Source organism: Pontiella desulfatans, from assembly GCF_900890425.1.
GTDB classification, from domain to species: Bacteria; Verrucomicrobiota; Kiritimatiellia; order Kiritimatiellales; family Pontiellaceae; genus Pontiella; species Pontiella desulfatans.
The window spans coordinates 3,096,686-3,113,477 of the sequence record NZ_CAAHFG010000001.1 but is presented as its reverse complement, the minus strand read 5'-3'; the positions used below and the strand labels follow the sequence as shown (position 1 = coordinate 3,113,477).

The 16,792-nt window shown below is 54.0% G+C and carries 8 protein-coding genes; 7 read left to right on the top strand and 1 reads right to left on the bottom strand.

Annotated elements, in window-relative coordinates; genetic code table 11:
• Positions 1-38 precede the first annotated feature (38 nt).
• The gene (locus tag E9954_RS10885; RefSeq protein ID WP_136079195.1) at positions 39-998 is read left to right on the top strand and encodes a hypothetical protein; all 960 of its coding nucleotides are present in this window, start codon (positions 39-41) and stop codon (positions 996-998) included.
• Between the two features lie 308 nt (positions 999-1,306).
• Here the strand turns inward: E9954_RS10885 and E9954_RS10880 are convergent, their stop codons facing one another.
• Positions 1,307-2,434, bottom strand: a complete 1,128-nt coding sequence (locus tag E9954_RS10880) for an ATP-binding protein (RefSeq protein WP_168442165.1) — start codon at positions 2,432-2,434, stop codon at positions 1,307-1,309.
• Between the two features lie 571 nt (positions 2,435-3,005).
• Here E9954_RS10880 and E9954_RS10875 point away from each other — a divergent pair.
• From E9954_RS10875 to E9954_RS10850, 6 genes are all read left to right on the top strand, one after another.
• Positions 3,006-5,282: a PEP-CTERM sorting domain-containing protein gene (locus E9954_RS10875; protein ID WP_136079193.1), complete on the top strand. Its 2,277-nt coding sequence runs from the start codon at positions 3,006-3,008 to the stop codon at positions 5,280-5,282.
• Positions 5,283-5,338: 56 nt separating this feature from the next.
• Positions 5,339-7,348 (top strand): autotransporter outer membrane beta-barrel domain-containing protein, encoded by a 2,010-nt coding sequence (locus tag E9954_RS10870; protein ID WP_136079192.1) that lies wholly within the window; start codon positions 5,339-5,341, stop codon positions 7,346-7,348.
• Positions 7,349-7,457: 109 nt separating this feature from the next.
• Positions 7,458-8,936, top strand: a complete 1,479-nt coding sequence (locus tag E9954_RS10865) for a sulfatase family protein (protein ID WP_168442164.1) — start codon at positions 7,458-7,460, stop codon at positions 8,934-8,936.
• Entirely contained in the window at positions 8,936-12,436 is a 3,501-nt protein-coding gene (locus E9954_RS10860) for a glycosyl hydrolase (protein ID WP_136079190.1), read from the top strand. Before E9954_RS10865 ends, E9954_RS10860 begins: the two co-directional genes overlap by 1 nt.
• Before the next feature lie 44 nt (positions 12,437-12,480).
• Positions 12,481-14,211, top strand: coding sequence for a sulfatase (locus E9954_RS10855; protein WP_222847147.1), 1,731 nt, complete (start codon positions 12,481-12,483; stop codon positions 14,209-14,211).
• 269 nt (positions 14,212-14,480) lie between these two features.
• Positions 14,481-16,757: a PEP-CTERM sorting domain-containing protein gene (locus E9954_RS10850; protein ID WP_168442163.1), complete on the top strand. Its 2,277-nt coding sequence runs from the start codon at positions 14,481-14,483 to the stop codon at positions 16,755-16,757.
• Positions 16,758-16,792: the final 35 nt, after the last annotated feature.

Genomic DNA, 16,792 nt, shown 5'->3' with positions numbered 1-16,792 from the left:
AATTCTTGATCCGTGGAATTAGCGAAATGGAAGCTTTAATGATGAAAAAGACGGTTTGTGGTTTCTTATATCTGTCTGTCATGTGCACCTGTGCATCGGTGTTGCTGGAGGAATCGTTTGAGAATGTGACCGTCGGTTCCATTGCTGGACAGAACAGCTGGACAGTGGAACACGGATTGGGCTCTGTGCAGACCAACGAGGTGTTCAATGGTTCGCAGGCACTTCAGGTTCAGAATGGGGCGGTTTCGCATTCCCTGACAAACCATGAGTCCGCCCTTTGGACCCGCTTTCAGGTATTCGTTACCGGCGCACCGGAAGTCAACCCGGTGGTCGCTGCCGAAAACGCCGGCGTTGCCTTTTTTGTGAGCACCAACCTGATGCTGGCCGTCTACAGCAACACGGTTCCGGTTGAGTTGGAGGTGCCGGTGGCCACCCAGGTTTGGACGCGCTTCGACGTCTATTGTGATTATGATTCCATGAGCTGGAATCTCAGCATGGACGGAACGACCGTTGCCGCCGGCCTGCCGTTGTCTGCCGGTTCCGCGGACATTGAGCAGGTGCAGTTCTCCAACGATAACCCGGATTCGGTGTTCGTCGACGATATCGACATCCGGAACCATGAGCTGGCATTCGATGCGCCCGACATTGACGGCAATGGAATGCCCGACTGGTGGGAACAACAATATTTCGGTTTGATCACCGGTAATGATGCCCATGCCATGTCGGGCAATCCCGGCTGGACCTATCTGGAAACCTATATTGCCGGAATCAGCCCCGTTTCGGCCGAACCGTTTGAGATTATCCGCACCGGATCCCGCAGCCTGAGCTGGGATGCCAAACCCGCCCGGGTTTATGATGTCCTCTGGACGACGAATCTGCTGAGCGGATTTATGCCGGTGGCCTCCAATCTGGTTGCCGAATCCGAATTTTCCGACACCTCCTCCAATACCAATCTCCCGTCCGGGTTTTATCAAGTTCAGGTGCGCCTTGAACCCTGAAGGCTCGGTTCGGTTCGCCTCGGAGGAGTGGTTCGAAATGATGGTGTTCGCCTGCGAAGAGGCAGGGCGTCTCGATATGGATATTGGCTTGAACAGTACCGCGGGCTTTAAAGGCACGTTGTTCCGCCTTTAGGCGGTTTGGTTGAGAGGCACTGCTGAATAGCCGCCTAAAGGCGGAACAACATGCCTTTTCAAAGGCGAAACGCCACGCATATTTATGCGGGTTACCGGAAATCGGTAAGTCGTGCCGTATCGAATTCTTCCAGGCATTGGAGCTTTTTTTAAGAACCATCGTTGTTTTGCAGCAACTATTCGAAGATTTCCCCGGCCCATAGTTTTTTCAGGAAATCCATAACCGGGTGCACATGAACCGAGCCGAGTTTTGCCGGACGGCTTCCGCAATAGACCCCGTGCAGCACTGCATTGGCGGGAGACAGTTCGTTTTGAATCCGTACAAGCCCTCTGGAGTAGCGCCGTTCCCACGATTCGGATGCTTTGATTTCAATCGCTGTAAATCCGTTCCTGGTTTCGCAAAGAAGGTCGACCTCTGTGCCGTCGTAGTTTCTCCAGAAATGGAGCGGATAGCGGATGTTGTTGTATGCAAAGAATGCCCTGACTTCGTTGAGAATAAAGGTTTCGAGCAGTGCGCCTTTTTCTTCCTGTGTCGGGGGGTATGGAAGGCGTCCCGAAAGCGCCCGCGCAATGCCGCAGTCGAACAGATAGAATTTTGAATGGGCCACCTGCTTGGTTGCCCGTTTAAGTTTCCACGGGGTAAGCCAATGGCCCAGCAGGGTGTCGTTCAGGATTTCAAAGTAGTTGGCAACTGTTTGACGCGGAACCGCGGCGTCTCGTGAAATTCCCGACAGGTTGGTCAGTTGGGCATTTTGCCGAGCCGCTATTTCAAGGAAGCGGCTGAACCCGCCAATGTTTCGGGTCAATGCTTCGGCTTGTATTTCCTCCCGAAGGTAGGCATCTGCATAGGCGCTTAAATATTCCTCGGGGTCGTCTCCCGTAACCGAAAGAGGCAGCGAGCCGTATTGAAAGATGGACTCGGGATCGAAGTCAAAATTCATTTCCGCGCTGGTGAGCGGAAAAAACTGTTTGATCGCCGCTCTCCCGGCAAGAAGGTTGCTTCCACCGTGGCGGAGTTTTCGTGCACTTGATCCCGAAAGGACAAAGCGCAGTTTTCGTTTTTCAATGAGTCGGTGGACCTCATCAAGCAGGGCGGGGACTTTCTGGATTTCATCGATGACCACCCATGAGGTTTCCGGGAGAAATTCCGTTTCCTGGAAAAGTACCGAAGGATCACGCGTGAACCGCAGAAAATCTTTTGAGTTCAGCAGGTCATAGGTGGTTGCATCCGGAAAATTTTGCTCAATCCAGGTCGATTTCCCTGTGGCGCGAGGCCCCAGAAGGAAGAACGATCCCTTAGGCATTTTTAGTAATCTTGTAAACATAGTTGGCATATTTGCGGTAAAAGCGCCAATTAGCAAGACGGAATTACCGGGTTATTTGGAGGGTCTGAAGAGATGCAATAGCCGAAACACCACGCATATTTATGCGGGTTGGCGGAAATTTTGAGACCGAGTCTAATGGTCGTCATATTTAGGGGAAAAGTTTCCGGTCGCGGGAATCAGCCCGGTCTCCGCCGAGCCGTTTGAGATTATCCGCACCGGATCCCGCAGCCTGAGCTGGGAGGCTAAACCCGCCCGGGTTTATGATGTCCTCTGGACGACGAATCTGCTGAGCGGATTTATGCCGGTGGCCTCCAATCTGGTTGCCCAATCCGAATTTTTCGACACCTCCTCCAATACCAATCTCCCGGTCGGGTTTTATCAAGTTCAGGTGCGCCTTGAACCCTGATCACATCGCCAGACGTGACCATCTAAACATATTGCAGATTGGGATTTGACAATGGCAAAAGATAGTGGTAGAAGTAATTTTTAATCATAGGGCGCGACGCTGAGTCGTTGTGGTTATCCTGATCAAGGCAGAAAGCGAGGCATCATGAAAAAAAGAGTCGCAGTTATGGCCGCCGTATTGATCGGCTTAACCCTCGGCGCGTCCGCTGAGCAGGTGCGCTATTATGATGCAGATCCCGGGACGGATATCCTTTGGACCAATACCCTGAACTGGCAATACAAGCCCGACAGCAGCTGGACCAATTACGCACAGCTTCCTGAATCGGATGATCAGGTAATTATTTCCTTTGGTGATTCGGTTGAGATTGATGCCGCCGGTTTGGCGGTGGCAAACGAAATCGATCTCGGAAAATATGGAGTGCACGGAAGCTTGACGACGACGTCCGACGGAACGCTTACAACGACGGCGGATATAATGATGAACGGATCCATCAAAAAGACGGGTAATTCTGAGATTGGCGATCCAACGAAGTTGATCAATTACGGAACCAATACGATCAGAACCATACTGAATCTGGCTTCGGGTTCGAATCGTGTGTACAACGCCGGTCAGTTTTCAGCCAATGCCATCTCGCTGGCGACTGCGGCCGAGACCGATGTTGGCGGTGGCACTATGATGGCATCCACAGCTCTGTTTACGAATGACGTCACCGGGGTGGTCGATGTGACGGCTAATTTTACGATGGCCAGTGGAGATAATTCAGTTGCTGTGTTGCAGAACCAGGGCGACATGAACGTCGGTGGCGACGTTGAGACGAGTATCGGCACCAGCCGCATCACCAACGAAGGCACGCTCGATGCGGCAAATATGTACTTGGGCGCAGGCGCAAACGGAACCACTTTCTTTGCCAACACGGCGGACGGAACCGTAACCACGACGGGCGCGATGAAGCTCAGCGAAGGGGCAGGCGCAGCGGTTACCATGCTCAACCAGGGCGATATGAATGTCGGCGCGGGTTTTGAAACCCACATCGGCACAAGCCGCATCACCAACGAAGGCACGCTCGATGCCGCAAATATGTACTTGGGCGCAGGCGCAAACGGAACCACCTTCTTTACCAACACGGCGACCGGCGTCATCAATGTGGCGGGCGCGCAGCAGTTCGGCAACGGCGCGGGCTCTTCGGTCACGTTCGTGAACGCCGGAACCAACCTGGTTACCGGCAATATCGAAACGATGGGCAACGGGTCGGTCACCATCAACAACTCCGGCTTGATGGAGAGTACCGCTAACAATATCAATATCGGTGCCGACACGGTGGTGAACAACAGCGGAACCATGACGGCGCAGATTGATTTTAACCTCAGCGGCGGAAGGGTTGTGAATGATGGAACCATTTCGACTGTTGAAGGCTCAGCGACCAAGCCCGCATCTGTGTTTGACAACGGGTTTGCCTTCGAAAACACAACGAACGGGGTGCTCGATCTGGGGTGGCAGCTGAACCTCGATGCCGGTACGTTTACGAACCGCGGAATGGTCACTATGGGTAAATCGATTTATATTGGGGCTACCGCTTCGGGCGGCGAGCTTACGGTCTACAACGCGAAAGACGCGACGATTGACCCCGGTGGTTCCCTGATAATGGGAAATAAAGCCGGTTCCGCAACGGCAACCTTGATCAATGAGGGTGATATTCTCGCCGGCGCGACATCCGGGATGCAGTTGAATCATGGAACGCAAACCATCCAGAACAAAGCGGACGGGTATATTCAGGCCGGTATTTTGAAGACGGCGATGCAGGCGGATTCGGTGAGCATCATCTCCAACGAAGGGGAAATCCTTGTAACCCGCGGCGATCCTTTCGGCTATTTCACCTCCGTAGCCGGAACGACGCTGGTTCATAATGCCGCTAGCGGAACATTTACGGTTAGGCATGATATGACCCTGTCCGAGCAGTCCACCGCATTCACCTCCATCACCAACTCGGGCACGATGTCGGTGGGCGGCGATCTTTCTCTCGCGCTGCTGGGCAAAACCGAGCTGGTCATGGACGCCGGAACCTTGACGCTTGGCGGGGCGCTGGTCATGACCAATGGCGGAAGCGGGCTCATCGATCTGAACAGCGGGCTCCTCGACCTCGGGGCCCTGGCCATGAATCTCGAAGACGAAAACGTCTACGCCAACTATTCCGTGCTGATGAGCGGCGGCGAAATCTGGGTGGATGGCGATGTCTACGATGACTGGACCGATGCCATTGCGCTGGGCGTGTTTGAGTATGACGGCACCGATCTGGACGGTGAGCTGGCGGTGACCTTCGATGGTGATCACACCAAGCTCTATGTCATTCCGGAACCGGCGACGCTCGGTCTTATTCTTTTAAGTGGAGCAGTGCTGCTCATTGGGCGCCGCATACGCAAGTAGTCCGGGAATCGTTTTTTGGTTGAAACAGAAGACCTAACAAGAAAAGGAGAATAGAAATGAAGAAACAAATTACATGGTTCGGATTCGCAGTACTCTTCTGTGCTGCAACCGCATCGGCTGAGCTGGTGCGCTATTATGATGTAGATCCCGGGACGGATAACCTTTGGACCAATACCCTGAACTGGCAATACAAGCCCGACGGTAGCTGGACCAATTACGGAAAACTTCCTGAATCGGATGATCAGGTAATTATTACCTATGGTGATTCGGTTGAGATTGATGCCGCCGGTTTGGCGGTGGCAAACGATATTGATCTCGGAAAATATTCAGTGCCCGGAAACTTGACGACGACGTCCGACGGAACGCTTACAACGACGGCGGATATAGTGATGAACGGATCCATTAAACAAACGGGTTATTCTGAGATTGGCGATCCAACGAAGTTGATCAATTACGGAACCAATACGATCGGAACTACGCTGAACCTGGCTTTGGCTTCGAATCTTGTGTACAACGCCGGTCAGTTTACAGCCAATGCCATCAATCTGGCGTCGGCGGCCGAGGTCGAGGCTGTGGACGGCGGCGTGACCAATATCCTGGCCTCTACGGCCCTGTTTACGAATGACGTCACCGGGGTGGTCGATGTGACGACTGATCTGACGCTGGCGGACGGAGTCAACTCGGTTGCCTTGTTGGAGAATCTCGGCGATGTAAACGTCGTTGGCGATATCGAAACAATGGGCAACGGACAGGCCACCATCAACAACTCGGGCTTGATGCAGAGTGTTTCGAACAATATCAATATCGGTGCCAATACCGTGGTGAACAACAGCGGAACCATGACCGCGAAAGTTGATTTTGATATCAGCGGCGGAACGGTTGTGAACGATGGAACGATTTCGACTCTCGCAAGTTCGAGCGCCAAGTCCACCTCAGGATTTGGCGACGGATTTTCCTTCGAAAACACCATGAACGGGTTGCTCGATCTAGGGTGGAATCTGAAGTTTGATGCCGGTACATTTACGAACCGGGGTACGCTCACTACCACCAAAGCATTTTTTATGGGGTATGATGCTAACGGCGGCGAGCTCACGGTCTACAATGCGGCTGGCGCGACGAATATTTTTTCTGGATCTGTCGAAATGGGAAGAATCGACGGTAGTGCAGAGGCAACCCTGATCAACGAGGGCTACTTCCGGGCCGGCTCAACCGGCGGGTTGCAGATGAAGAATGAAACGCAAACCATCCAGAACAAAGCGGACGGGTATATTCAGGCCGGTATTTTGAAGACGGCGATGCAGGCGGATTCACTGAGTGTCATCTCCAACGAAGGGTGGTTAAACGTATCCCGCTCCGATCCTTATGGCTATTTCGCCTCCGTAGCCGGAACGACGATGGTTCATAATGCCGCGAGTGGAACATTCTCGGTTGCACATGACATGACCCTGTCCGAGCAGGCCACCGCATTCACCTCCATCACCAACTTTGGCACGATGACGGTGGGCAGTGATCTTTATCTTGCGGTGGAAGGCGATACCGAGTTTGCCATGCTGGGCGGAACCCTGGACGTCGACGGCACACTGGTGTTGACCAACGGTGGAACCGGGCATGTTGACCTGATGGCCGGAACCGTTACGGCCGCGGATATCGACCTGCTGTCGGATGGAAGCTGCACCATCGATATCTCCGAGGGCGCGGAACTGATCGTCAACGCCGACCGGACGACCGAGCTGAACGGCATGATCAGCGACGGGTATATTACCGGCTCCGGCGGAGCCACCGCGATGGCGTCCTATGACGGAACCAACACCACGCTGTCGGCCGAAGGCAGTTCAGGCGATCCTTTGGTCATCGAAAGCGGTACCATGAACGGTTCCGGGGAGTTCGAAGTCGTAGTCAGCGGATTGTCTTCCGGCACGACCTACTATCTGTGGCGTGAAACCGACCTGACGGCTGCCCCGTCGTTCACCAACGAAGTGGCCAGCATTGCCGCTACTTCGGACACCGAAACGTTGACCGATACGGCTCCGCCCGCCGCCAACGCGTTCTACAAGGTCACGGACTAGCCTGCAGATCGCTTATGTCATGAAGGCCTCCCCGTGCAGGCGGGGAGGTTTTTTTATAATGCTGTTAAGAAATGATATTTTGCGATCCGTACCACTTCGGAGAGGGTTTATGAGGAAACGAAGTATGATCTGTTTGCCGAAATCAACATGGGGTGTGCTGGCATCGCTTTTTTTAGCGGCAGCTTCTTCGGCGGGAGCGTCACGCTCCTCTGTGGATGCAACGTCACGTTGCCCCAATGTTTTATTTATCCTGACGGATCAGTGGCGGGCGCAGGCGACGGGGTATGCGGGCGACCCGAATGTCCGCACGCCGAATCTCGATACGCTCGCGAAGGAGGGACTTAATTTTGAAACGGCGGTTTCGGTCTGCGCGGTCTGTACGCCGTACCGCGCCGCGTTGCAAACCGGCCGTTTCCCGCTTTCGACCGGGATGTATAAAAACGATCTGTACCTCGATCCGAATGAATACTGCATGGCCGAAATTTTCAAGGATGCGGGCTACAACACGGCGTACGTCGGCAAGTGGCATCTCGACGGGCACGGCCGCTCGGCCTACATTCCGCCGGAACGGCGCCAGGGTTACGAGTATTGGAAGGTGCTCGAATGCACCCATAATTACGCCAACTCGAAGTATTACGATAATAATGACCCGGAAGTGAAGGTTTGGGAGGGTAAGTATGACGGGTACGCGCAGACGAAAGATGCGCAGGCCTTCATCCGCAGGCATGCGAAGGATGATAAACCATTCCTTTTTTTCCTCTCCTTCGGCGGTCCGCACTATACGCATAAACTTTCGCCGAAAGATTTGCAGAAAACGTATCCGCCGGAATCGTTGAAGCTGCGCCCGAACATCCAGTTCACGGAGGACTTTACCGAAGCGCAGCTTCGCAAAGAGCTGCAGGGCTACTATGCGCACTGCACCGCCATCGATCAATGTGTCGGCGATCTGCGCGCGACGCTGGATGAGCTGGGGATTGCGGATAACACCATTCTGGTCTTCACCTCGGACCACGGCGAAATGATGGGCTCGCAGGGCATCAAATATTTTGCTAAACGGCATCCCTATGATGAGGCGATCCGGGTTCCGTTCCTGCTCAGCTATCCAAAGGTGACCGAAGGGAACGCGCGGAAAATTTCAACCCCGATCAATACGCCGGATATTCTGCCGACGCTGCTTTCTCTTGCCGGGATTGATATTCCGGACACGATTGAGGGCGACGATCTGTCGGTACTCGTTAAAGAACCGGGCAGGGAGATCGATCGCGCCGCGCTGACCATGCAGGTGGATGGAACCTATGGCCCCGATTATCGCGGCATCCGGACGGCGCGCTACTGGTATTCCGAAGAACCGAATGCGGGTAGGAAGCTGCTCTTCGATTGCGAAAACGATCCGTATCAAATGAACAATCTGGTGGATAATCCCGAGTATGCCGAACTGCAGGAAAAAATGGCGGCGAGCTTGAAAGCGGAGCTGATTAAAGTGGACGACTATCCTTTTGCGGACAAAACGGGGTATCGCCAGCACCTGAAGCGGGTATCAGGAGTGGATAGGAAAGGCGACCGCAAAAAGGGTAAACGGAAAAAGTAATGAAAAAAAGAAAACTGATGGTTGGGGTAATGGCGAGTCTGGCGGCTGCGGTTGCGTTGGGTGCAACGCTCGAAAAAGGGTTTGAAAATCCGCCGGACAAATATCGATCTATCGTGCTCTGGGAATGGTGCAACGGATGGATCTCGAAAGAGGCGATGACCAAGGAGATGGAATCCTTGAAGCGCGTCGGGCTCGGCGGCGCCAAGGTTTTCAACGTCGGCGGTCCCGAAGGGCCGGTCCGGTTTGCCTCGCCGGAATGGTTCGATATTTTCGGGCACACCTTGCGCGAGGCGAGCCGGCTCGATCTTCGGATTTCGATGAATATGACCGAAGGGTTCTGTGCGATTGGCGGCCCGTGGATTCCGCCCGAAAAGAGTATGCAGCACATGGTCTGGAGCGAGACGGAAGTTTCCGGGCCGGGCAACATTTCAATGGAACTGGAGCGACCGGATGATGGTCCGATTATCGCCAAAACCTTAAAGCTGAAAGATGTCGGGTACTACGCCGACGTCCGCGTGCTGGCGGTTCCGCAGGTCGCGAAGGATCAAATCGAGCATTTAGGCGTCAAAAAAGGGTTGCGGGATCATCACGAAAAAAATGAAACCGCAGGGAAGAAAACAAAGGCGAGCTCCGTGAAGGCGGCGGACATTATTCCGCAGGGCAAGGTCATCGACCTGACGGACAAGATGGATGAAAACGGAACGCTCAACTGGAACGCGCCGTCCGGAAAATGGACGGTTCTGCGGATGGGTTCTGCCAGCACGGGCGCCTGCACCCGACCGGGCAGCGAAAAGACGCGCGGGCTGGAGGCGGATAAATTCAGCCGCGAAGCGGTCAAATTGCATTTCGACAGCTTAATCAAACCGATTTTGGAACAGGACGGCGTGAAGCCGGGCGAAAACCTCACCTACTTGGCGGTTGATAGTTGGGAGGCGGACGGACAGAACTGGTCGCCGGTGCTGGCGGCGGAATTTGAAAAGCGGCGCGGATACAGCCTCTATCCTTTCCTGCCGGTTTTGACGGGACGCATAGTTGAAAGCGTCGAAGTTTCGGAGCGTTTCCTGTACGACTTCCGTCGCACGATGGGCGACTGCGTGCACGACAACTTCTTCGGGTACCTGGCTGAGCTGTGCGCAGAATACAATATGGGGTTCGGCTCGGAGCCGTTTTCGCGCGCGTCGTTTGACGGGATGGAAATCATCGAGGCGTTGAGTCATCCATGCGCCACCTTCTGGAACCGGGGCAGCCATTTCCGGGCGTATAATGAATCCAAGTGGGCCGCTTCGCCCGCCCATGTGCTGGGCGGAAGAAAAGTGACATCGGAGGCGTTTCCGGCGGGTCGGTTTGATGCGGCGTGGGTGCATTATCCGTGGACCTATAAGTGGGTGGCGGATTATGCCTATACCGCCGGTTTAACTCAGCTGGGTTTCCACTGTTCGCCGATTCAGCCGTGGGACGACAAGCCGATTCACAAACCCGGCATGGTCTTCAAATATTGGGGTTCGCAGTACAGCCGCCACAATACGTGGTGGGAACAGGGCGTTGAGTGGCAGAACTATCAGACGCGTTGTCAGTACATGCTGGAACAGGGCCTGTTCCAGGGCGAAGCACTCTTTATGACGCCGGAAGTGGTTCCGGGGCTGGAGGGCAGTACGCGGCCCAACCTGCCGCAGGGCTATGACTTTGATTTGGTCAGTGCCAAGCTGGTGCGGAATCAGTTGAGTGTTGAGGATGGAATGATCCTTGCGCCGTCGGGGATGAAATATCACCTGCTGAACCTGCCGCGAATGAACGAGATCTCGGTTGAGCTGCTCAGGAAAATCCAAAAGCTCCTGGCGGATGGCGCGCAGATTGTGGTTTCGAGCAAACCGACCACTTCGCGCGGGCTGGTCAACTATCCGGCGAGTGAAAACGAGGTGCAGAAACTGGTCGCGGAGATCTGGCAGGACCTGAATGGGAAAGGGGTGACGGAAGTTTCGTATGGCAAAGGAAAACTCTACTGGCTTGAGCCGTTCGACGTGCTTAAAAAGCTGGGGGTTGAACCCGACGTGATCGTGGATATGGAAGACGGAACAGAGGAAAAATCTTCGTATCGCGCCAAACTTCCGCTCACGTACATTCACCGCAAAACGTCGGATGCGGATATCTATTTTGTGGCAAGCTCGCTGGAAAAACCAAGCTCGGCCCTGCTTAGTTTCCGCATTACGGGCAAACAGCCGGAGTTCTGGTATCCCGGCAGTGGCCGTATCGAAAAATGCCCCGTGTACGAGGAAAAAGACGGACGCACGATTATCCCGATGGTGCTCGATCCGGCGGGTTCGGTCTTTGTGGTTTTCCGCGGAAAATCGGAATCGGCACCGGTTACGCAGGTTTCTCTGAACGGAACCGAAGTGATTTCCACCGCGAAACGGATTAACCCGCTCGTCGACAGCCGGAAATTCTTCAAAGAGGGCGGGGCGCTGGAAATCAAAACGGCGGACGGAAAAACCCTGAAAACCAACATCGCGCCGGAAAAAAGCGTATCGCTCGATAAGAACTGGATAGTTTCGTTCGACGGGGTGGCCGCGCCGAAAGCGCGTCAATTTGAAACGCTCTATCCGTGGAACGAGAGCGACGACGAGCTGCTGCGCTACTTCTCCGGTACGGGCATCTACAAAAAGACGATTGATGTGAACAAAGATAAGGGCGAAGAGCTCTGGCTCGATCTGGGGCTGGTCGAAGTGATCGCGACGGTGCTTGTAAACGGCAAAGAACTCGCGACGGAATGGAAGCCGCCGTTCCTGCTCGACATGACCGATGCGCTGGAATCGGGTGAAAACGAACTCGAAATCCGGGTTACCAACCTGTGGGGCAACCGCTTTATCGGTGACGAGCAGTATCCGGACGATATCGGGTTCCCTTCCAACGGGGTTTTGGGCACGCTTCCTGACTGGTTTGTGCAGGATAAACCCCGTCCGCAACCGGGACGCAAAACCTTCACCACCTGTCGCTATTATGCCAAAGACGATCCGCTCAAGCCGTCCGGCCTGCTGGGGCCTGTTTCGCTGATTACGCGTTCGAAAAACGCGGATCCGCGTGTGGAACAAATTGCGCGCGACCTGTTTGAGTTCAGCCGCAATCCTGAATTCTTTACCTATGGATGGCACCGCGTCGCTCCCTACTGGAAAGATGTCGCGCGGAAAGGGGATAAGAATAAAGCGAAGTTCGCGAAGAAACCGGCAGACGCTCACGCGCAGCCGGAGGAAAAACCGACCGCTAAGTTGAAGCCGGCTCCGGTGTCCGAGGCGGCACACGCTGGAACGTATGAAGTTCGCCGTTGGGCGGAGGGAAAACCGCAGGCGGCGGATGGCTCTTTTGTTCGGCTGTTCAAGAACCCCAAGGGGAAAAATCTGGTGGAACTGAAGACCCCCGACGGGAAGGTGTTTGCGATCGGGATGAAGTTGATGAGTTTGGAAGATAAAGCGTATCTCAAATCGATTCGGGCTGAATTCAAAAAATAGAAAAGGGAGGAGAATTCATGAGACGCTCGCTTTTTATAACACTCTTGCTGGCCGGTGCGGCCGCTGTTTTGTCCGTTCATGCGGCAGCGAAGAAGGCGGATGTTGTATTTATTGTAGTCGATGACCTGAACGACTGGGTTGGGGTGCTGGGCGGGCATCCACAAAGTAAAACACCGAACATTGATGCGTTGGCAAAACGGGGCGTTTTGTTTTCAAACGCGCATTGTAATGCACCCACCTGTAATCCGTCGCGAAAGAGTTTTCTGAGCGGGTTGTACCCCAAAAGTAACGGGAAGTATTTCAATGGCGGCAACAAGTTAGAGAAGGATCGCCCCCCGTTTTTTTGTGACATGCCCATGAGTGGACCCACCTCCAAATCGGCACCTGCAGAGTACCCGTACATGCATCAGCATTTCAAAAAATCGGGCTACCGGGTGGTCAGCGGCGGAAAAATGGCGCATGGGCCAATCGGACATTTAGTCGGTGAGGAGTCGCTGGATGCGGTTGCGAACCGCAAGTCTGCCGCGTTCAATAACGAGGGCGCGGGGTATGCGAGCGCTCGACGAAATGTCTGGGGACAGTATGGCGCCACCAACCAGAAAGATTCGCAAACCAGTGATTACAAGATTGCCCACTGGGCGATTGATCAGTGGAATACGGTTACGGACAAGCCCTTACTGATGACCATCGGGATTTTCAGGCCTCATACCCCGCTTACGGTTCCGAAGGCCTATTTTGAAAAGTTTCCTATTGAATCCATACAGTTGCCGGAAATGCCGGGTTTTGATGACACGAAGGACTTGCCCGAATACGCCAAATGGATCGCGCGCTATACCAACTTCGATCTAACGTTTGATCCTCGAAGTGTCCATGAGGAGATTCTGCATCGAGGCGGAGAAGAGGAGTGGAAATACATGGTTCAGTCCTACCTCGCCTGTATCAATTATGCGGATACGCAGGTCGGACATTTGCTGGAGGCGCTTAAAAAAAATCCGCGCGGACGCGAAACCATGATTATCCTGACCGGTGATCACGGTTGGCATTTGGGAGAAAAAGGGCATTGGTGCAAGTCTGCATTGTGGTGCGATTCTACGCATGTTCCGTATATTGTCGTTGCGCCCGGGGTCGCCGAGCCGGGGACGGTGAATAACCAGCCGGTATCGTTGGTCGATACGTATCCGACGCTTTGTGACTTTGCTGGAATTCCCAAGCCGGACCATTTGGATGGTGAATCACTCATTCCTCTGCTGAAAGACCCGACCGCAAAACGCGATGCGGCCTTTATCAGTTATGGACCCGAGAACACCGCTCTCCAGACGGAGCGCTACCGCTATATCCGCTACGAAGACGGTTCCGACGAGCTGTACGATCATCGGACCGACCCGCACGAATGGACGAACCAGAGCAATAACCCAGAGTTTTCCGAGCTCAAAGAACAGCTCAAAGCATCGATCCTGGAGTTCCAGGAAACGACGCCGGAATCCAATGCTGACAAACCCAGCGCTAATAAAAAAGCCAGGCCGGAAACGAAGGCGAAGCCTGCGGTGAAATCCGCGCCGACGGGAAAGTACGAGATGCGTCAATGGGCGGTCGGTAAAGCGAAGGCGGCGGAGGGCTCCTTCATCCGCATATCCGTCAGTTCAAAAGGAAAAGATCAGGTGGAATTGAAAGCCCCCGACGGAACACGGTTCGCAATAAGAATGCAGGCGATGACCGCGGAAGATAAGGCTTATCTTGAATCCATTCAGGCTGATGGGATGAAGGCCCTTAAGTGAAAGAACAGATACCGGAATCGGGTTGCATTTTTACTCAGATTAAATCCGTATAACATTTAGATAAATTACCACTGAAAAGCCGAAGGCTTTGCAAGAGGCCCCGTGTAAGCATGAGAATTCCTCCTGAATTTAAATATTACAATTAGGAATTTGACATGACTGCCAGTGGGGGGTATATGTCATTTGTTTAGACTGAAGCATTGTGCTGAGTTGTTATGGTTTCCAGATTAAGACGGAAAGCGATACAGCATGAAAAAGAGAGAATGGATATGATGAAACAACTTACATGGTTTGGATTCGCGGCGCTCATCTTTGCCGCAAGTGCGACGGCGGAAACGGTGCGCTTTTATGATGATGAGGCAGGGTCGGATAACCTTTGGACCAATGTCCAGAACTGGGAATACAAGCCAGCCGGCAGCTGGACCAATTACGCACAGCTTCCTGAATCGGATGATAGCGTAATTATTACCTATGGTGATTCGGTTGTGATTGATGCCGCCGGTTTGGCGGTGGCAAACGAAATCGATCTCGGAAAATATGGAGTGCACGGAAGCTTGACGACGACGTCCGACGGAACGCTTACAACGACGGCGGATATAATGATGAACGGATCCATCAAAAAGACGGGTAATTCTGAGATTGGCGATCCAACGAAGTTGATCAATTACGGAACCAATACGATCGGAACCATACTGAATCTGGCTTCGGGTTCGAATCGTGTGTACAACGCCGGTCAGTTTTCAGCCAATGCCATCTCGCTGGCGACTGCGGCCGAGACCGATGTTGGCGGTGGCACTATGATGGCATCCACAGCTCTGTTTACGAATGACGTCACCGGGGTGGTCGATGTGACGGCTAATTTTACGATGGCCAGTGGAGATAATTCAGTTGCTGTGTTGCAGAACCAGGGCGACATGAACGTCGGTGGCGACGTTGAGACGAGTATCGGCACCAGCCGCATCACCAACGAAGGCACGCTCGATGCGGCAAATATGTACTTGGGCGCAGGCGCAAACGGAACCACTTTCTTTGCCAACACGGCGGACGGAACCGTAACCACGACGGGCGCGATGAAGCTCAGCGAAGGGGCAGGCGCAGCGGTTACCATGCTCAACCAGGGCGATATGAATGTCGGCGCGGGTTTTGAAACCCACATCGGCACAAGCCGCATCACCAACGAAGGCACGCTCGATGCCGCAAATATGTACTTGGGCGCAGGCGCAAACGGAACCACTTTCTTCACCAACACGCTGGATGGCGTCATCAATGTGTCGGGCGTGCAGCAGTTCGGCAACGGCGCGGGCTCTTCGGTCACGTTCGTGAACGCCGGAACCAACCTGGTTACCGGCAATATCGAAACGATGGGCAACGGGTCGGTCACCATCAACAACTCCGGCTTGATGGAGAGTACCGCTAACAATATCAATATCGGTGCCGACACGGTGGTGAACAACAGCGGAACCATGACGGCTAAAGTTGATTTTAATCTCAGCGGCGGAACGGTTGTGAATGATGGAACCATTTCCACGGTTGAAGGCTCAGCGACCAAGCCCGCATCTGTATTTAACAACGGGTTTGCCTTCGAAAACACAGCGAACGGGGTGCTCGATCTGGGGTGGCAGCTGAACCTCGATGCGGGTACGTTTACGAACCGCGGAACGGTCACTACGGGAAAATCGATTTACATGGGGGCTACTGCTTCGGGCGGCGAGCTTACGGTCTACAACGCCAAAGACGCGACGATTGATCCCGGTGGTTCCCTGATAATGGGAAATAAAGCCGGTTCCGCAACGGCAACCTTGATCAATGAGGGTGATATTCTCGCCGGCGCGACATCCGGGATGCAGTTGAATCATGGAACGCAAACCATCCAGAACAAAGCGGACGGGTATATTCAGGCCGGTATTTTGAAGACGGCGATGCAGGCGGATTCGGTGAGCATCATCTCCAACGAAGGGGAAATCCTTGTAACCCGCGGCGATCCTTTCGGCTATTTCACCTCCGTAGCCGGAACGACGCTGGTTCATAATGCCGCTAGCGGAACATTTACGGTTAGGTATGATATGACCCTGTCCGAGCAGTCCACCGCATTCACCTCCATCACCAACTCGGGCACGATGTCGGTGGGCGGCGATCTTTCTCTCGCGCTGCTGGGCAAAACCGAGCTGGTCATGGACGCCGGAACCTTGACGCTTGGCGGGGCGCTGGTCATGACCAATGGCGGAAGCGGGCTTATCGATCTGAACAGCGGACTCCTCGACCTCGGTTCTCTGGACATGAATCTCGAAGACGAAAACGTCTACGCCAACTATTCCGTGCTGATGAGCGGCGGCGAAATCTGGGTGGATGGCGATGTCTACGATGACTGGACCGATGCCATTGCGCTGGGCGTGTTTGAATATGACGGCGACGATCTGGATGGTGAGCTGGCGGTGACATTTGAAGATGGTCACACCAAGCTCTATGTTATTCCGGAACCGGCGACGCTCGGTCTTATTCTTTTAAGTGGAGCAGTGCTGCTCATTGGGCGCCGCATACGCAGGTAGTTCGGGAATGGTTTATTGGGTTGAGAAGGAAGCGC

Excerpts from the sequence above, each read along its gene's own strand:
- E9954_RS10860 (WP_136079190.1), top strand. The coding sequence starts at position 8,936 with ATGAAAAAAAGAAAACTGATGGTTGGGGTAATGGCGAGTCTGGCGGCT.
- E9954_RS10880 (WP_168442165.1), bottom strand. The coding sequence starts at position 2,434 with ATGCCTAAGGGATCGTTCTTCCTTCTGGGGCCTCGCGCCACAGGGAAA.
- E9954_RS10870 (WP_136079192.1), top strand. The coding sequence starts at position 5,339 with ATGAAGAAACAAATTACATGGTTCGGATTCGCAGTACTCTTCTGTGCT.
- E9954_RS10850 (WP_168442163.1), top strand. The coding sequence starts at position 14,481 with ATGATGAAACAACTTACATGGTTTGGATTCGCGGCGCTCATCTTTGCC.
- E9954_RS10865 (WP_168442164.1), top strand. The coding sequence starts at position 7,458 with ATGAGGAAACGAAGTATGATCTGTTTGCCGAAATCAACATGGGGTGTG.
- E9954_RS10885 (WP_136079195.1), top strand. The coding sequence starts at position 39 with ATGATGAAAAAGACGGTTTGTGGTTTCTTATATCTGTCTGTCATGTGC.
- E9954_RS10875 (WP_136079193.1), top strand. The coding sequence starts at position 3,006 with ATGAAAAAAAGAGTCGCAGTTATGGCCGCCGTATTGATCGGCTTAACC.